Origin of the sequence: Sinorhizobium psoraleae (genome assembly GCF_013283645.1) — a bacterium.
Taxonomy (GTDB): Bacteria; Pseudomonadota; Alphaproteobacteria; order Rhizobiales; family Rhizobiaceae; genus Sinorhizobium; species Sinorhizobium psoraleae.
In genome coordinates, this window is record NZ_JABEKV010000002.1 from 536620 (window position 1) to 553083 (window position 16464).

A 16464-nucleotide genomic window follows, 5' to 3' on the forward strand; every position below is an offset into this window, starting at 1 on the left:
ACGAGAATGGCGATTCTTGTTATCCCGCGATCTTCGAGAAATCGGCGACCGCCCCGGTGGCGGATCGGATGAGCCCCAGCAACGCCAGGCGGTTAGCGCGGATCGCCGCGTCATCGTCATTCACCAGGACATCATCGAAGAATTGATCGACCGGCTCTCGCAGTCTCGACAACGCCGCCATGGCCGAGCGGAAGTCCTCTTTCACGATCGCGTCACGGGCATCGCCGGTTGCGATCTTGATCGATGCGTGAAGGGTCCTTTCGGCGTCGAGTTTGAACAGCCGTTCGTCGACGGAAGCGGCGACCTCCGTGCCCTTTTTCTCCTCCGCCGCCAGAATCTGCGTTGCACGCTTGGTGCCAGCCAGCAGGTTCTTCCCCTCTTCGGCCGTGATGAATGCCGTCAGGGCTTCGACGCGCCGCGCGATCAGCAGCAGATCGTCGGCGTCCGATGTCAACACCGCGTCGATCAGATCATAGCGGGCTCCGAGATCGCGCAGGTAGACTTTCAATCGGTCGTGGAAGAAGGCGAGAAGGTCGGCAGAAACATCGCCGGCGACCTCCGGCCTCTGTGCCTTGAGCCCCGCGAGCGCAACATCGAAAGCCGGCCGAAGCGACAGCCGCGTTTTACCTTCCAGAATGAGGCGGATCACGCCGAGTGCGGCGCGGCGCAACGCATAGGGATCTTTCGAGCCCGTCGGCTTTTCGTCGATCGCCCAGAAGCCGACGAGGGTGTCGAGCTTGTCGGCAAGCGCGACCGTCACCGCAATGGGGTCGGTCGGCACGCGATCGGAGGGACCTTGCGGCTTGTAATGATCCTCGATCGCATTGGCGACGGCGGCCGCTTCGCCCTGCAGCACCGCATATTTATGACCCATGATGCCCTGGAGCTCAGGGAATTCCCCCACGGCCTCGGTACGCAGATCCGCCTTGGCGAGCACGGTGGCGCGGTCGACCTGAGCCACATCAGCACCAGTGACATTGGCAAGTTCTGCGGCCAGCGCACGGATGCGGGCGACGCGTTCGCCCTGCGTTCCGAGCTTGGCGTGGAAGGTGACATTCAACGCATCGAGCTTTGCCATGCGCTGGTCGAGCGGCTTCTTGAGGTCGAGCCCGAATTTCACCGCGGACAGCGTGAGCGTGTCGAGATCCGGCAAGTTGCCCTGGTCCCGCTTCCAGAAATGCGCCGCATCCGAAAGGCGCGCGCGCACAACCTTGCCGTTGCCGTGGACGATTTCCTTGCCACCGTCCTTGGCCTCGATATTCGACACGAGGATGAACTTGTTCGACAGCGTTTCGGCGCCCGGCTCGCGCGTGACGAAGCACTTCTGGTTGGTTTTGATCGTCAGGCGGATGATCTCCGACGGGATTTCGAGGTAGCTCTCCTCGAAGCTTCCCATCAGCACCTGCGGCCATTCGACGAGACCCGACACTTCCTCGAGCAGGCCATCGTCCTCGACGAGCTCAAGACCGCTGGCAAAGGCAACGTTGTGGGCGTCGGCGGCGATGATCTCCTTGCGGCACTCGGCATCGAGCACGACTTTCGCCTTATCGAGCTTCTCGGCGTAATCGGCAAATCGGCGAACGGTGATCGCCTCCGGTGCATGGAAGCGGTGACCGTAGGTCACGTTGGAGGCGACGATGCCGTCGACCTCGAAGGGAATTACCGTGGTTTCCTCCGTTTCGGAACCGAAGGTGCACACGATCGACTGGAGCGGGCGAACCCAGCGCAGGCTTCCAGGTCTCGCGGAGGCGGCACCGGAGCGCATCGATTTCGGCCATGGAAAATTGCGGATGATCGGCGGCATTGCCTCGGCGATGATCTCCTCGGCCGGCCGGCCCGGCTTGAGGATATGAGCGACGTAAAATTCCCCCTTCTTCGGGTCGCTATGGACATGGGCCTCGCTGATGGAGGAAAGACCCGCGCCACGCAGGAAGCCTTCGATCGCCTTTTCGTTCGCGTCGGTGCGCGGGCCCTTGCGCTCCTCCCGGATATCGGCGGAGCGCGCATTCAGGCCGCGGATGTCGAGCGTCAGCCGGCGCGGCGTCCAGTATTCGCGCGCGCCTTCATAGGTCAGACCTGCCTCGACCAGCGCGTCCGTCACAAGCTTCTTCAGGTCGCCCGCCGCCTTGCGCTGCATGCGAGCGGGAATTTCTTCGGAGCGCAGTTCGATAAGAAGATCGGGCATGGGACTCTAGACTTTGTTCTGTTCCGGACGGTTGCGGCGGACTTAGCAAGCTCCGATGAAAAAGTCACCAAGCCCGGCAAGAAATCGGCCGCTAATCGGCACTACCAGCCGCCACCGCCGCCGCCACCACCGCCGCCTCCGGAAAAGCCTCCGCCGGAGGAAAAGCCCGAGGACGAGCTCTTGGGCGGAGGCGGCAAGGACGACGTCATGGTATCCGCCATCGAACCGGCGAAACCGCCGATCCTGTCGCCGAACGAACCCGGGCCAAAGGAGTCGCCGTGATACCAGTTCGGTTGGTAGGCAGCGGCAGCAGCACCCGCGGATGCGGCAAGCAGCCAGCGGTCGAACGTCTCCGTCCATGGCTTTTCGACGCCGAGCGCCACTGCGTAGGGCAACAGTGTCTCGAAATGGCGGGGCGACATTTCCGGCGCGCCCTGGAGGTTCATCCGATCCTTCTCGGCGAGTGTCATGTACTGCCGGAGCCCGTCGATCCCGTCCATCATCCGTGCGCCAAGCGGGGTCGGCGCGCCCATAAGGAAGAAGAAGAGCACATTGACGAGCACGATGCCGCCAACCGCGAAGAGCAACGGCAGGTCGTCCACGCCAGTCGCCGAGAAGACGATGGCAGCTAGGACTCCGGAAAATATCGTGAGGAACACGAATGCGAAGAAGGCCAGGACCACGATCGACATGATGCGGCGTGCGAGGCTCGATCCGCGCCGGAACGACTTGCCGAACGAGACGGCGAAAATCGAGACGAAAAAGGCGATGAAAACCGGCACGATGACCAGCGGAATGCTTTCCTCGCTCAGATCTCCGAAGATGAAGAGCGCCGCCAAGGCAAGCACGGAGAGCAGAACGCCGCCGACAATATAGGCTGTGTTGGCGCGATAGTACTTGCCGCGATGCTCCCGCTCGATCGAACTGCGGAACGCGGATCCCGCCGCCTCGACTTTCGTCCCGTTCGCCCGATCAATCGTGAGCTTGCCACCGGCCGTCCCGATCGCCTTCATCAACGTGGCCTCGCCGGTGGGCAGCTTTTCCGCTCCCGCCTTGCCCGTCGCGGTGATGACGATCGCCTTCTTCAGGTCCTCGAGAACGACGTGTCCCTTGACCGCCAGGCTGAGCGCGGCGGCCGACAGCGCCGTCCACCCCTCTCCGGAGAAACCCTTGTTGTCGACGTAATTTACCAGCGCCGGCGAAATGCCGTCCGGCGCATCCCAGCGCGGCACCATCACACCGCGCGCAGGATCCCGACCGACACGCACCCAGGCGCGCCCATAATAGAGCGTAACGAGGACAAGGCCTGCACCGGCAATGACCAGGGCCAGGTGATCACGCAGCCACCAGATGTTTTCCCGAGATGCGCTTGGCCGGTCGATGCTGCCCTTCGGCAGCTTGACCGCAATCGTCAGGCCCTCCTGCGGGCGCAGCCGGCGCGTGGTGGCGAAGAAGATTTCGTCGCCCTCCTCCACCGCCCGAGCATCCTTTCCTGTCGCGCCGTGACCGCCAGTGAATACGTCGAGCGCTTGCGACTTGACGCCTTGCGGCAACGTCACGGTGGCCGTTGCCTCCTCTATCGGGAAGGCCCATTCGGTTCCCGTCACATTCCAGTAGAGTTCGTCGTGATCGTCGAAGAATCGTATTTGCCGACTGGTCTCGTAGGTAATCTGAAACGTGTGTTCACCACGTGGCAGAAACACGTCGGCCTTGCCCGTGTAAATGCGGATGCCGCCGGTGATGGCCTCGGTACGGTAGGCTTCTTCCTCGCCGTCGCGCTCGACCGAGACGAGGTCGAAATCCACCTTGCTGCGACGTCCGTTCGCGTCGACGAAGGTCAGCGGGAAATCGCGATAGATGCCGCGCTTTATCTGGTTGCCCTCGACATTGGCCGTGATCGTCTCGGTCACGGTGAGCGTGCCGTCCTTCGCGACCTCGATGACCGAATGGTAGGACGAGATAATCTCTTCCGCGGATGCAGCCGGCGGCCAAGCAAACACGAGAAGAACAAGCGCAAGCGCTGCGGAAAACCGCTTCATCGCAATTTCCTTTTCCGCACCGTCAGAATTTGACCGATGGCACTGCCCGATCCGCTTCGTTGGTGATCTCGAAATAGCTGGCCTTGGCAAACCGGAAGGCGTTCGCGATCAGATTGGACGGGAAACTCTCGACCTTGACGTTGAGGTCACGGGCTGCGCCGTTGTAATAGCGCCGCGACATCTGGATCTCGCCCTCGATCGTCTCCAGCGAGCGCTGGAGTTCCGCGAAATTTTCGTTGGCCTTGAGATCCGGATAGGCTTCGGCGAGAGCAAAGAGCTTGCCGAGCGCCTGCGAAAGCGCCCCTTCCACCGCCGCACGGGCGGTGACATCGCCCTGCGGCAACGCTTGGGCTCGATTGCGCAATGCGACGATCTCCTCGAGCGTCGACTTTTCGTGCGCCGCATACCCCTTCACAGTCTCGATCAGGTTGGGGATCAGATCGGCGCGCCGCTTCAATTGCACATCGATGCCGGACCAGGCCTCTTCGGCGACCTGCCGCGCCTTCACGAGGCCGTTATAGACAAAAACCAGATACAGGATCACCGCGACGCCGATTGCCAGCCCAATCATGAAAGCCCCTCCTTGAGAATCCGCCAGAGATTAGCCGCCGGCTTTTCAGCTTGAAAGGCATTTTTGCAATCAAAGCAATGGGTGAGCGCGAAGTTGGGAAGCGGCCCGTCGGCTCGACGCGGAGTGCAAAACCCGCCAATCGAGATATTCACGGCCGGCAGAAATGAAGCTGTTCCGCCGGGAACGGCGGCGAAACCAGCGATCGGCGAAAGTCGTCTTATCGAAGAACTCAAGACGCAAAGCCCACGGCCATGAATACGCTCTCTACTCTCATCAACGCGATCGCCTTCACAGCCCTCTTCGTTGCGTACGAGGGCGGAAGCCATAGCGACAGGCCGAGCGGCGTGCGTCGGGCGCTACAGACCTACGCCGGACAAGGATCCTCCGGTGCATTTCCAGTAACGGGTTTTCTGTGGTCGGATTCGCGCCCTTGCGAGCGATCTGATCGCTCGCCCGAATGCCCGGAGCTGGCCGCCCGCACGAACGAGATGGACGAAATCCGGCAGCCCACCGACTATGCTGCTTCCCTGCTCCAGTTGGCGCCGCCGGCGTCAGTCAGCAGGAACGCCTCGCCGCAGGCCTTTGCCAGCGTGCGAACGCGCAAGATATAGCTCTGGCGCTCCGTGACGGAGATCACGCCGCGCGCATCCAGCAGGTTGAAGACGTGGCTCGCCTTGATGCACTGGTCATAGGCCGGGAAAACACATTTATGCAGGCGGTTATTGCTGCTGTCGCCGGGCGCGCCGGCGGCAAGCAGAGCCAGACACTCCTTTTCGGCGTCGATGAAATGCTGGTGAAGCATCGTCGTGTTGGCATATTCGAAATTGTGCCGCGAATATTCCTGCTCGGCCTGCAGGAAAACGTCGCCATAGCTGATCTTTTCGGCACCCTCGCGGCCGTTGAAATTCAGGTCGTAAACATTATCGACACCCTGGACATACATGGCCAGGCGCTCAAGACCATAGGTCAGCTCGCCGGCAACGGGCGAGCATTCGATGCCGCAGACCTGCTGGAAATAGGTGAACTGCGACACTTCCATGCCGTCGCACCAGCATTCCCAGCCGAGACCCCAGGCGCCGAGCGTCGGGCTCTCCCAATCATCCTCGACGAAGCGGATGTCGTGCAGCAGAGGGTCGAGGCCGATCGCCTCGAGCGAGCCGAGATAGAGTTCCTGCAGGTTGGACGGATTCGGCTTCAGAAGCACCTGGTACTGGTAGTAGTGCTGAAGCCGGTTCGGGTTCTCGCCGTAGCGTCCATCGGTCGGGCGACGTGACGGCTGGACGTAAGCCGCACGCCACGGCTTCGGCCCGAGCGCGCGCAGCGTCGTCGCCGGATGGAATGTACCGGCGCCAACCTCCATGTCGTAAGGCTGCAGCACGGCGCAACCCTTGTCGGCCCAATAGTTGTGCAGCGTCAGGATCAGGGCCTGAAAGGAGCGCTTCGGGTTCATGTGGTCCGGAAGGGAGGCGGTGGTCATGGGATCGTCCGAATTCTTCGAAATTTGCCGGACAGGTGCCATGCCGCACGGCAAGGGTCAAGCGTCTTGCCCGATCCCGTGTCCTGGTCCAGTCGGGACAAGGCGTGAACCTTCACTCGTCGTCGCGCTTCAGGCGGTATTCTCCGGTCTTCGGGTCCTTGACAAGGGTTCCATTGGCACCTGTCTGTTGCTCGCGGCGCAGCCGCTCGCGCTGCCGCGCCAGCTTCTCGGCGTCAGAAATGAATTTCCGATACCCGATCCAGGCGATAATACCGATAATCAGGAGCAGGATAATCTGCGGCATCGTTCCTCCTCTGCACGCTTCATCCGATCGAACGCGGTGCCGGCGAAGCAATGCAGCCTTTCAAAGTGTAACAGCGACCCTGTACGCCTGACCAGATGCGAGGGTGGAGGAGCCGGATCTAAAGCCCGTATCGCGCCCACAGCGCCCTTTCTTCGAGTGCGTCGGCGAGGCCCGCGGCGGCCGACGCGGCCAAGGGCGCCGCGATTGCGCCGGCGACGGCCGCACCCGGTTGGCGGCGGCCGAAGAGACTGCGTGCCGGCTGGATCAATTCGAGCCGTGCTTTTGCCCCATAACGTCTCTTCACCTCTCCGCGCATGTCGCCGAGAGCGTCGACGAGGCCGAGTTCCTGCCCCCGCCGGCCTGTCCAGAAAAGACCGGAAAAAATATCGGGATGGTCTGCGAGAAGGGTTCCCCGGCGGGTCTTCACCATCTGGATGAACGTGTCGTGGATCTCGATCTGCAAGCTCTTGAGGAACTCGACGTCACGCTCCTTTTCCGGCTGGAACGGATCAAGCACCACCTTGTTTTCGCCGGCCGTGTAGACACGCCGTTCGACGCCGATCTTCTTCAGGAGTTCCGGGAAACCGAAGCCGCCGGAGACGACACCGATCGAGCCGACGATCGAAGTCGGATCGGCGATGATCTCGTCGCCGGCAAGCGCGATCATGTAGCCGCCGGACGCGGCCACGTCCTCGACGAAGATCAGAACGCGTTTTTTCTTTTCTTCGGCGAGGTCGCGGATGCGCTGGTAAATCAGGCGCGACTGAACCGGCGAGCCACCAGGCGAATTGATGGAGATGGCAACGGCCGGCGCGTCCTTGAGCGAGAAGGCCTTCTCCAAAAGCGGGGCGACGGTCGCGAGATTGAGGACCGGGCGAAACTGGCCGCCGCCGGCCATGATCGCGCCGTGAAGCCGGATCGCCGGAATCGTCACCCCGTCCCTGCGAAACCGTCTCGGCATCAGCCTTTTAAAGAATCCGGCCATTTCAACTCCTGCCAGTCACAAACCTGATCTGCATGTATGCACTGCCGTCACAAACGCAATGCCCGTTTTCGCGCCTTGCGTCTTATTACCGGCGGCGATAGGCAGCGCGCCCATTGTTGAGGTCATCCACTTCCTGAGAAAAGCGGTGTGTTCCCTCGTCATGCATCACGAGCGGCGCGCGCAGGGCCAGTCGCTTGCGGCTCTGCTTGATCGCCGTCACGAGGATGCGCACGGCATTGTCGCTCGCACGTGGAAGAAGCGGCGTGATCTCTATACCGCCGAAGCGTCGACCGCATGCCGCGATGATCTCGGCGATCGATTCCGGCCGGGCAATGAGAGACAGCTGTCCGCCCGGCTTCATGATCGCCCCGGCGGTCTTGATCCACGCCTCGAAAAGATCGTCGGTCATCGCGTGAGCCTCTGCCTTGAGCCTGTCCGGCGTCTTCCGGTCCGCGGCGTCGTTGAACGGCGGGTTCATGATCACGTGATCGAAGGCGTCATCCGGCAGGCCGGCGGCGGCGCGTGCCTTGCCGCTCAGCGACACGTCGGCCTCAAGCACCGCGACTCGTGAGGCGAAGTGTGCATTCTCTGGCAATGCGAGGCTGCGGCGGGCAAAACCGGCCATAATGGCCGAACGCTCCACCAGCAGCACTTCAGCCTCGTCGAGCCGCGAGGCGACCGCCATGCCGGCGGCGCCCGCACCGGCGCCGAGGTCTGCCACGCGGCAACGGTCGCGGCAGGACACGAGGGAGGAGAGCAGCATCGCATCCATGCCGGCTCGATGGCCCTGGCCGAGCGGCTGAATCAGGTGGAACCTGCCCCGGTGGAACGCATCCACCGTTTCCGGCATCGTCGTCATTGCCCCGCCCCTCCAAAGGGAAGGTCGCGAGCGGTTCGCAGAAAGGCCGAGATCACTGCCGCAATTCCCTCTCCAGGCCCGCATCGATCAGGATCCGCCGCGCCCTGTCGGCATCATCATCCGCAACCAGGAAACGGCGCGGCAAAAGGCCCAGCGAACCCTCCAGGATGCTCATGCCCTGATCGGCAATAAAGCAGCCAATGCCGGCATCCTTCATCAGGCTTTCGGCGAAGGAGAGAAGTACGGCGTCGTTCGTGCGGATCAGTTCTTTCATCCGGCTCGGTTTTCCTGTCTTATTTCAAGCAAGCGGGGCAATTCGCCTCTTGCCGCCTGAAAGCCCTCTTTCTATTGTCGAAATCGACAACGAAACAGGAGTCCGGGCGTTGGGCGTAGTGATACCGCTGGAAGACAAGAAAAACAAACAGGCGTCTGTGAAGCCGCTCGTCGACCTGACCATGTCCGACATGGAACGGGTCAACCAGCTCATCCTGTCCAAGGCCGGCTCCGATGTCCAGATGATACCGGAGGTCGCCAACCATCTGATTTCGTCCGGTGGCAAACGCCTGCGCCCGATGCTGACGCTCGCCGCCGCCTCGATGTTCGGTTACGAGGGCGACGCCCACATCAAGCTCGCGACCAGCGTCGAATTCATGCACACGGCAACGCTGTTGCACGACGATGTCGTCGACGAAAGCGATCTCCGGCGTGGAAAATCGACGGCACGCACGATCTGGGGCAACCAGGCAAGCGTGCTCGTCGGCGACTTCCTGCTCGGCCAAGCGTTCCGCATGATGGTCGATGTCGGCTCGCTCGAGGCGCTCGACGTGCTTTCGACGGCAGCCTCGGTCATTGCCGAAGGCGAAGTCCTGCAGCTTTCGGTCGCCAAGAACATGGAGACGACCGAAGACGACTACCTGCAGGTCATCCGCGCCAAGACGGCGGCACTCTTCGCCGCGGCCGCGGAAGTCGGACCGATCGTTGCAGCAACCAGCAAGGCGGACCGCAACGCGCTGAAGTCCTACGGCATGAACCTTGGTCTCGCCTTTCAATTGGTCGACGACGTCCTCGACTACGGCGGCTCCTCGATCGATCTCGGCAAGAACATCGGCGATGATTTCCGCGAAGGCAAGATCACGCTGCCGGTCATTCTTTCCTATCGGCGCGGCACGCCGGAGGATCGCGCCTTCTGGCGGGAAGCCATCGAAGGCGGCAACAACGACGGCCCAAATCTGGAAAAAGCGCTCGGGCTCATCCGGCGTTATGGCGGGCTTACCGACACGATTGCGCGTGCGCAGCATTATGGCACGATCGCGCGTGACGCCCTTGCACCGTTGCCGGCGTCCCCCTGGAAGTCAGCACTGGTCGAAGTGATCGATTTCTGCATCGATCGGGTAAGCTAGACCGGCAGGCAATTCACTTTAGGAATTTCTTGCCGCATTGCGCCAAAAAAGCCATTCTGTTCCTCAAAACTTGCTTCCGGCAATTTCCGATCGATTTCCGGAACAACCAGCGATGGTGTGGCAAACGCACCGTCGGCAATGAAAGGTTTGATATGCGGCAAAATACACTCCTTCGCCTTCTTGGCGGCGCGGCACTGCTGGCCCTTGCATCGGTGACCGGCAGCTATCCGGCCTTCGCCGAGGAAAAGGCGGCGGTCGAAGACGCGAAACCTTTCGACATCAAATCCGTCGACACGTTTTCCGGCGCCTTTCTTGCCGCCCGCACGGCCGATGTGGATCGCGACTTCGCCTCAGCAACCGAACTTTACAAGATCGCTCTGCAGTTCGAACCGAACAACAGCGACGTCAAGCAGCGGCTGATGATCACGCTGCTCATGGCAGGCAAGCTTGACGACGGCGTCAAAATCGCAGAGGACCTGAAGTCCGACCCGGCTGTCGAACGCATCACGACGGTCGTCCGCGCGATCGAAGCGATCCGCAAGCGCGAATACCGCAGCGCCCAGAAGCTACTGGCCTATGACGGCCCGAACGATCTCGACCGGCTGATGAATACGCTTCTGTCCTCATGGGCGAAGTTCGGCCAAGGCCGGCCGAAGGAGGCGCTGGCGCAGATCAAGGCGCTTGACGGCCCTGAATGGTTCCGTGTTTTCAAGAACTATCACGCCGGTGCGATCGCGCTTGCCGCCGGCGACAAGACAACGGCCCGCGCACGCCTCAACGACGCCATTCTCGACCGCGAAGGCGGCAGCGCCGCCCCGGACACGTTCATGCGTGCGGTAGAGGCGCTCGCCCGTTTCGAAGCTCGTGAGGGCAACAAGCAAAAGGCCCTGGATACGATCGCCGTCGGCGAAGGCATGGTCAACAACTACACGCCGCTCGAGGCGCTGAGAAAGAGTATCGAGGAAGGCAAGCCCCAGGAGCAGCAGGTTCGCAACGCCGTGCAAGGCGCCGCTGCGGTGCTCTTTTCGATCGGAGGCGCGCTCAACCGCGAAGGCGCGGAAGACGTCGTTTCGCTCTATTTGCAGACCGCACGCCAACTCGATCCGGAAAGTGCCGACATTCTCGTCATGCTCGGCGGGATTGCCGAAAACCTGAAGAAGGACGAGGAGGCGATCGCGCTTTACAAGAGCGTGCCGGAAGGCTCGCCGATGCGCCGCCTCTCCGAGCTTCAACTCGGACTTAGCCTTGCCAGCATCGGCAAGGTCGAAGAGGCAAAGAAGCACCTGAGAGCGCTGATCGATGTCGATCCCAAGAATATCCGCAGCTATCTCGCCTATGGCAGCGTTCTGTCGGACGCCAAGGACTACAAGGAGATGGGCGAACTTTACGACCGAGCCGTCGCGGCCATCGGTCCCGTGCCGAAGCGCGGCGACTGGACCGTATTCTTCCAGCGCGGCATCGCCTACGAGCGGCAGAAGATCTGGGAGAAGGCGGAACCGAATTTCCGCAAGGCACTGGAACTCAATCCGGATCAGCCGCAGGTCCTGAACTATCTCGGCTACTCCTGGGTCGACATGAACATAAACCTCGAAGAGGGCCTCGACATGATCCGCAAGGCGGTCGAGCTCAAGCCCGATGACGGCTACATCGTCGATTCGCTCGGTTGGGCGTATTTCCGCATGAACCGGTTCGATGATGCCGTGACCGAACTCGAGCGCGCCGCCGAACTGATGGCTGGCGACGCCACGATCAACGACCACCTCGGCGATGCTTACTGGCGGGTCGGGCGCAAGCTCGAAGCGGTGTTCCAGTGGAACCAGGCACTTGAGCTGAAACCCGAGGAAGCGGAAATTCCGAAGATCAAGGCGAAGATCGAAAACGGCTTGCCGCCGCTCAAGGCGCGGGTTCCGGCCGCGGCCGACGCGAAGGAAACATTGCCGAAGAAGACAGGTCCCGGGACCGCGACACCGGACAAGAAATCCTGAGGATATGCGGCTGGACGGCATTCCGGGTTTCGCGCTGACATGCGCGGCGCCTGCCAAAATCAATCTGGCGCTGCATGTAATTGGCCAGCGTGCCGACGGCCACCATCGTCTGGAAAGCCTGGTTACGTTCGCGGATTGCGGCGACCGGATCGGCCTTGCGGCGGCGGACGCCGATCGTTTCACCGTGTCGGGGCGCTTCTCCGGCGATCTGCCGCTTTCTGCGGAAAGCAAGGACGGCAATCTGGTGCTGCGGGCACGCGACCTGTTGCGGCGGGAGCTCGCGTCGCGCAGCATCGCCGCCGGCCCGGTTCATCTCCATCTCGAAAAAAACCTGCCCGTCGCCTCCGGTATCGGCGGCGGCTCGGCAGATGCGGCAGCCACTCTTTCGGGGCTGCTGTTGCTGTGGGGAGCGTCGATCGAGCCGCTAACGCTCGATGCCATTGCCCTCGAACTGGGCGCGGATGTGCCGATGTGCCTCGATGGCGGGCCGCTTCTTGCCAAGGGAATCGGCGAAGAGATTAGCCCCATTCCCGATATGCCGTCCTTCGCGATCGTCCTCGTCAATCCGCTGATCGCCGTTTCGACGCCGGTGATCTTTCGGACACTGGCCAACAAGACGAATCCACCGCTCATCCTACCGCAAGGAATAGCCACGGCTGCGGACTGGTTTTCGGCCATGGCCGATATGCGCAACGATCTGGAGGTGCCCGCGCGCAGGCTCGCTCCGGTGATCGACGACGTGTCGGGTGCCCTGAGCACGGCGGGCGCCACGCTTGTGCGCATGTCCGGCTCTGGCGCCACCTGCTTCGGGCTGTTCGAGAGCGACGAAAGAGCGCAGCAGGCCGCTTACCGCATTTCCGCCAGCCAGCCAGAGTGGTACGTTTGCGCCGCTCGAACCACGGGGGAAGGAGGATAACACCCAATGCCTGTCATCGATGAAAGCCGCCCGTTCATTCCCGTCGGCATTGCAGTGCTCACGGTATCCGACACGCGCACACGCGCGAACGACAAGTCGGGAGATACGCTCGAGGCACGCATACGCGAGGCCGGCCATCGGGTTGAAGCGCGAGCGATCGTCCCGGACGACCGGCAGAAGATCTACGACCAAGTTAAGACCTGGACGCTGGATGAGGCAATCGACGTGGTCATTACCACCGGAGGCACCGGCTTTACCGGCCGCGACGTGACGCCGGAGGCGCTGGAGCCGCTCTTCGAAAAGCGCATGGACGGCTTTTCCGAAGTGTTCCACCGGATCTCCTACGAGAAGATCGGCACGTCGACGATCCAGTCGCGGGCTACTGGCGGCGTCGCCAACGCGACGTTCGTCTTCGTTCTGCCCGGATCGCCGGGCGCTTGCAAGGATGCCTGGGATGGCATCCTGAAGCAGCAACTCGACTATCGGCACATGCCCTGCAATTTCGTTGAAATCATGCCGCGCTTGGACGAGCACCTGCAGCGCGGCTGACGCGCTCGCCGGACCCGCCTTGAGATTTCGTCGTCCAGCCCTGAGGTTGTTCCCTTCGAAACAGCGGGCCTCAAACGGACTCGGTAAATTCCTCACCGTCAGTTGGCGCGAGATGGTCAAAGGGCACACTGATCATCCATCTCAAGCGCAGCGAAGACAAATCTTCCCGACGACGCTGGCGGGAAGAGCAGGAGGCATACGACGTGCCGTCCGTTGGATTGCATGGCCATTCATTTAGCTAGCAAGGTCATTTGAGAGCCGCTTCCGGGGGGTGCCGCTGACAAGACAGGCACCCCATTCTCGCGGCCGATAGATGGTCTGCCGCTACTCCGCAGCCGGTCTGCTGGCGGCCGCCACCCATGCGGGAACAAGCTCGGTCGCCAGTTTGCGCACTGCACGAACATTCACCATATCGCTCAGCCGCATGTTCGCGCGGGCAACGGCGATCGCATCACGCTTTTGCATCAGAAACCCTGTCTCGAGCGGCCTGGCTCTGCGCGACAGGCGGCTTAACAGCGAGCGACGATGGATTCGCGAAGGAGAAAACCGCGCCGGGTTTTTGTTGAGCGACACATATTCGAGAAGTTCGTCCACCCATCTCCCCGTTGGCCGTGCGCCAGGCTCCAGGAACATCAGCCACTCCCCTCGGGCCGAACGGACGATGTCGCCCAAGTCCCAATTGACACAGAAGCGGCATCCGGCAGCATCCGCTACACGCAGCGAACCGTCTTTCGAACCGTGATCGAGAATGATGACGTCGCTGACGAGGCCCTCCACGGCGCCAGTAACAAGCACAGACAGCGTCTGCACGAGTTCGGCCTCGTTGTCCTGCGTTTCCATGATGATCGTCAGCATAGCCGTTCCTACCGCATTGCACTGCCAAATGCTACCCATCGGGCGTTGCCCCTTCGGCGCTCCCTGTGCCACTCCCGGTTCGCTCGACATTCTCGAGTTTTGTTCTTGATTTGTTCTATTTTCTGCGATAGGAAAATAATCAGGACGAAACGGAGCACCGTCTGTTTCCGAGGAGATATCGATGACCGAGCTGTCTCAACTGAGGCAGGGTGCCTTTGCACCTGCCAACACCGCGGATATGGCCGAAGCAATGATCAGGGGGACGGGCCTGAGGATCGAGGTCGATCGGCGGCGTGGCCGCGGCGCCGGATTAAATATGTCCGGACGCTTTGAACCGATAACGCGCGAGGTTTTCGACGACGGCTGGGAGAGCATCGAGGAATTGCCGCCCTTCAAGACGGAAGTCCAGGTCGAGAAGCCGCGGGCGGTCATCACGCGCAACGATTCCCCGGATATCTCCTTCGACCGTTCGATCAATCCCTATCGCGGTTGCGAGCATGGTTGCATCTACTGTTTTGCACGGCCGACCCATGCCTATATGGGACTCTCGGCAGGCCTCGACTTCGAGTCCAAACTTTTCTCGAAGCCGGATGCGCCGCGTTTGCTGGAACGCGAACTGGCAAGGCCAGACTACAAGGTTCGACCGATCGCGATCGGCACAAACACCGATCCCTATCAGCCGATCGAGAAGGAATGGCGCATCATGCGCCAGATTCTCGAGGTGTTGAAGGCGGCAAACCACCCGGTGATGATCGTCACCAAATCGGCAATGGTGACCCGCGACATCGATCTGCTTGCCCCAATGGCGGAGAAGGGTCTCGCGCGCGTCGGAATTTCGGTGACCACGCTTGATCGGAAACTCGCGCGTACGATGGAGCCGCGGGCATCTACGCCGACTAAGCGGCTGGAGGCGATCCGCGCCATCTCGGAAGCAGGCATTCCGGCCGGTGTGCTGGTTGCGCCGATCATTCCGGCGCTGAACGACCACGAGATCGAACGCGTGCTCGATTCGGCGAAGGCGGCGGGCGCATCGGAAGCGAGCTATGTGCTGTTGCGGCTGCCGCTGGAAGTGAGCCCGCTCTTTCGCGATTGGCTCCTGCGGAACTATCCGAATCGCTATCGCCACGTCATGTCGTTGATCCGCTCCATGCGTGGCGGCAAGGACTACGACGCCGAGTTCGGCAAGCGCATGAAGGGTGCCGGTCCTTACGCCTGGCAGATCGGCCGGCGTTTCGAACTTGCCGCCAAGCGGCTAGGGTTCAACCTGACGCGCCGACAATTGCGGAATGACATCTTCGTGCCGCCGCTCGGAATGGGAGTGCAGCTGTCACTGCTTTAGGATCGCCCCTGAGATTTCTCGACAATACGAGCCGAGCTCTCTCCACGACAGGAACTCGATAGCATTCTTCATGCAAAATTTCGGTTCCGGCGCCCTCCCCCGCCTCAGGATGGCGCTGGTTTTCCTCCCGGTCACCGCCGCACTCGTACCGGGGGGCTTGAAGGGAATCGGGCGAATATGCGAGGGTCCCCCGCATGTCACGTCGCAAATCGCCCGATTCCCCACTCTTTCCCGTCGAACTCCCGGTTCCGGATTTCGGCTTCGAGCTTGCCGCCCGCAGAGATGGCCTTTGGCCCGTCGCCGGCGCCGACGAGGCCGGCCGTGGTCCGCTTGCCGGTCCGGTCGTCGCAGCTGCCGTCATCCTCGACCCGGACTCCATTCCGGCCGGCCTCAACGACAGCAAGCTGTTGAGTGCGGAACAGCGGGAGGCGCTTTTCGAGCAAATTCTCGCGACGGCAACGGTCTCGATCGCCTCATCTTCGGCGACGCGCATCGACACGACCGATATTCTCAAGGCGAGCCTCAATGCGATGCGACGAGCCATCGATGGTCTTTCCACGTCCGCGCGTTTTGTGCTCGTCGATGGCCGTGATGTTCCTCCGGGGCTTTCCTGCCACGCCAAGGCGATCGTTAAAGGCGATTGCCGATCGATGTCGATCGCCGCCGCGTCGATCGTCGCGAAGGTCACCCGCGACCGGATGATGGCGCGTGCCGACATCACCTTTCCGGCCTATGGCTTTGCCGTTCATGCGGGCTATGCCACGGTAAGGCATCGCGACGCCATCGACAGTCACGGTCCTTGCTCGCTGCATCGGATGAGCTTCCGTCCCTTTCGCCAGATTTAACCCGAGCCTTCGGCCCCGCGAACGGCCGCCCTCCGCCTTGACAGCGTGCGCACATGCCCGATGACCGTGCGAAGTATCCGGCCCGTGTCCATCCCATTGCCGCCCGGCGACCGCCGCATAGACAACAAAAAAGGCCCCGCGGGGCCTTTTTCGAT

General features: G+C 61.8%; 17 protein-coding genes. 6 read left to right on the top strand and 11 right to left on the bottom strand.

Annotation, left to right across the window (positions count from 1 at the left end; genetic code table 11):
- Positions 1-19: 19 nt before the first annotated feature.
- The 9 genes from glyS to ILFOPFJJ_RS11460 form a co-directional block, all read right to left on the bottom strand.
- A complete protein-coding gene (gene glyS / locus ILFOPFJJ_RS11420) occupies positions 20-2185 on the bottom strand; it encodes a glycine--tRNA ligase subunit beta (RefSeq protein WP_173510668.1) in 2166 nt (721 codons plus the stop codon).
- Positions 2186-2286: 101 nt separating this feature from the next.
- Entirely contained in the window at positions 2287-4224 is a 1938-nt protein-coding gene (locus tag ILFOPFJJ_RS11425) for a DUF2207 domain-containing protein (RefSeq protein ID WP_173510669.1), read from the bottom strand.
- A 22-nt stretch (positions 4225-4246) separates the two neighbouring features.
- Entirely contained in the window at positions 4247-4795 is a 549-nt protein-coding gene (locus ILFOPFJJ_RS11430; protein ID WP_173510670.1) for a LemA family protein, read from the bottom strand.
- Positions 4792-5121: a hypothetical protein gene (locus ILFOPFJJ_RS11435; RefSeq protein WP_173510671.1), complete on the bottom strand. Its 330-nt coding sequence runs from the start codon at positions 5119-5121 to the stop codon at positions 4792-4794. Before ILFOPFJJ_RS11435 ends, ILFOPFJJ_RS11430 begins: the two co-directional genes overlap by 4 nt.
- 188 nt (positions 5122-5309) lie before the next feature.
- Positions 5310-6272 carry a glycine--tRNA ligase subunit alpha gene (locus ILFOPFJJ_RS11440; protein ID WP_173510672.1) on the bottom strand — a complete coding sequence of 321 codons (963 nt, stop codon included), beginning with the start codon at positions 6270-6272 and terminating at the stop codon, positions 5310-5312.
- Between the two features lie 112 nt (positions 6273-6384).
- On the bottom strand, positions 6385-6576 hold the full coding sequence (locus tag ILFOPFJJ_RS11445; RefSeq protein ID WP_173510673.1) for a hypothetical protein: 192 nt from the start codon (positions 6574-6576) through the stop codon (positions 6385-6387).
- Between the two features lie 118 nt (positions 6577-6694).
- Positions 6695-7561 carry a S49 family peptidase gene (locus tag ILFOPFJJ_RS11450; RefSeq protein WP_173510674.1) on the bottom strand — a complete coding sequence of 289 codons (867 nt, stop codon included), beginning with the start codon at positions 7559-7561 and terminating at the stop codon, positions 6695-6697.
- Between the two features lie 85 nt (positions 7562-7646).
- Positions 7647-8420 (bottom strand): tRNA1(Val) (adenine(37)-N6)-methyltransferase, encoded by a 774-nt coding sequence (locus ILFOPFJJ_RS11455; protein WP_173510675.1) that lies wholly within the window; start codon positions 8418-8420, stop codon positions 7647-7649.
- A gap of 52 nt (positions 8421-8472) precedes the next feature.
- Positions 8473-8694 (bottom strand): putative signal transducing protein, encoded by a 222-nt coding sequence (locus tag ILFOPFJJ_RS11460; protein WP_173510676.1) that lies wholly within the window; start codon positions 8692-8694, stop codon positions 8473-8475.
- A gap of 109 nt (positions 8695-8803) precedes the next feature.
- Between ILFOPFJJ_RS11460 and ILFOPFJJ_RS11465 the strand changes: the two genes are divergently transcribed.
- Positions 8804-9820, top strand: a complete 1017-nt coding sequence (locus ILFOPFJJ_RS11465) for a polyprenyl synthetase family protein (protein ID WP_173510677.1) — start codon at positions 8804-8806, stop codon at positions 9818-9820.
- On the opposite strand, the gene ILFOPFJJ_RS11470 is transcribed toward ILFOPFJJ_RS11465, so the two are convergent.
- Positions 9817-9981, bottom strand: a complete 165-nt coding sequence (locus ILFOPFJJ_RS11470) for a hypothetical protein (RefSeq protein WP_173510678.1) — start codon at positions 9979-9981, stop codon at positions 9817-9819. The two genes, ILFOPFJJ_RS11465 and ILFOPFJJ_RS11470, sit on opposite strands and share 4 nt — an antisense overlap.
- Between ILFOPFJJ_RS11470 and ILFOPFJJ_RS11475 the strand changes: the two genes are divergently transcribed.
- The 3 genes from ILFOPFJJ_RS11475 to moaB are packed head-to-tail and all read left to right on the top strand — an operon-like array spanning position 9973 to position 13270.
- Positions 9973-11805 carry a tetratricopeptide repeat protein gene (locus ILFOPFJJ_RS11475; protein ID WP_173510679.1) on the top strand — a complete coding sequence of 611 codons (1833 nt, stop codon included), beginning with the start codon at positions 9973-9975 and terminating at the stop codon, positions 11803-11805. The two genes, ILFOPFJJ_RS11470 and ILFOPFJJ_RS11475, sit on opposite strands and share 9 nt — an antisense overlap.
- 4 nt (positions 11806-11809) lie before the next feature.
- A complete protein-coding gene (locus tag ILFOPFJJ_RS11480; protein ID WP_173510680.1) occupies positions 11810-12721 on the top strand; it encodes a 4-(cytidine 5'-diphospho)-2-C-methyl-D-erythritol kinase in 912 nt (303 codons plus the stop codon).
- A 6-nt stretch (positions 12722-12727) separates the two neighbouring features.
- On the top strand, positions 12728-13270 hold the full coding sequence (gene moaB / locus ILFOPFJJ_RS11485) for a molybdenum cofactor biosynthesis protein B (RefSeq protein ID WP_173510681.1): 543 nt from the start codon (positions 12728-12730) through the stop codon (positions 13268-13270).
- 324 nt (positions 13271-13594) lie between these two features.
- Here the strand turns inward: moaB and ILFOPFJJ_RS11490 are convergent, their stop codons facing one another.
- Complete coding sequence (locus ILFOPFJJ_RS11490; RefSeq protein WP_173510682.1) at positions 13595-14125, bottom strand: glycosyltransferase family protein; 531 nt, start codon at positions 14123-14125, stop codon at positions 13595-13597.
- A gap of 181 nt (positions 14126-14306) precedes the next feature.
- Here ILFOPFJJ_RS11490 and ILFOPFJJ_RS11495 point away from each other — a divergent pair, with 181 nt between their 5' ends.
- Positions 14307-15464: a PA0069 family radical SAM protein gene (locus tag ILFOPFJJ_RS11495; protein WP_173510683.1), complete on the top strand. Its 1158-nt coding sequence runs from the start codon at positions 14307-14309 to the stop codon at positions 15462-15464.
- Positions 15465-15658: 194 nt separating this feature from the next.
- Positions 15659-16309, top strand: a complete 651-nt coding sequence (gene rnhB / locus ILFOPFJJ_RS11500) for a ribonuclease HII (RefSeq protein WP_173510684.1) — start codon at positions 15659-15661, stop codon at positions 16307-16309.
- Positions 16310-16464 lie beyond the last annotated feature (155 nt).

Coding starts and splice junctions, on each gene's coding strand:
- ILFOPFJJ_RS11440 (WP_173510672.1), bottom strand. CDS start 6,272: ATGACCACCGCCTCCCTTCCGGACCACATGAACCCGAAGCGCTCCTTT.
- ILFOPFJJ_RS11445 (WP_173510673.1), bottom strand. CDS start 6,576: ATGCCGCAGATTATCCTGCTCCTGATTATCGGTATTATCGCCTGGATC.
- ILFOPFJJ_RS11480 (WP_173510680.1), top strand. CDS start 11,810: ATGCGGCTGGACGGCATTCCGGGTTTCGCGCTGACATGCGCGGCGCCT.
- ILFOPFJJ_RS11430 (WP_173510670.1), bottom strand. CDS start 4,795: ATGATTGGGCTGGCAATCGGCGTCGCGGTGATCCTGTATCTGGTTTTT.
- ILFOPFJJ_RS11425 (WP_173510669.1), bottom strand. CDS start 4,224: ATGAAGCGGTTTTCCGCAGCGCTTGCGCTTGTTCTTCTCGTGTTTGCT.
- ILFOPFJJ_RS11495 (WP_173510683.1), top strand. CDS start 14,307: ATGACCGAGCTGTCTCAACTGAGGCAGGGTGCCTTTGCACCTGCCAAC.
- ILFOPFJJ_RS11450 (WP_173510674.1), bottom strand. CDS start 7,561: ATGGCCGGATTCTTTAAAAGGCTGATGCCGAGACGGTTTCGCAGGGAC.
- ILFOPFJJ_RS11490 (WP_173510682.1), bottom strand. CDS start 14,125: ATGCTGACGATCATCATGGAAACGCAGGACAACGAGGCCGAACTCGTG.
- glyS (WP_173510668.1), bottom strand. CDS start 2,185: ATGCCCGATCTTCTTATCGAACTGCGCTCCGAAGAAATTCCCGCTCGC.
- rnhB (WP_173510684.1), top strand. CDS start 15,659: ATGTCACGTCGCAAATCGCCCGATTCCCCACTCTTTCCCGTCGAACTC.
- ILFOPFJJ_RS11455 (WP_173510675.1), bottom strand. CDS start 8,420: ATGACGACGATGCCGGAAACGGTGGATGCGTTCCACCGGGGCAGGTTC.
- ILFOPFJJ_RS11460 (WP_173510676.1), bottom strand. CDS start 8,694: ATGAAAGAACTGATCCGCACGAACGACGCCGTACTTCTCTCCTTCGCC.
- moaB (WP_173510681.1), top strand. CDS start 12,728: ATGCCTGTCATCGATGAAAGCCGCCCGTTCATTCCCGTCGGCATTGCA.
- ILFOPFJJ_RS11435 (WP_173510671.1), bottom strand. CDS start 5,121: ATGGCTTCCGCCCTCGTACGCAACGAAGAGGGCTGTGAAGGCGATCGC.
- ILFOPFJJ_RS11475 (WP_173510679.1), top strand. CDS start 9,973: ATGCGGCAAAATACACTCCTTCGCCTTCTTGGCGGCGCGGCACTGCTG.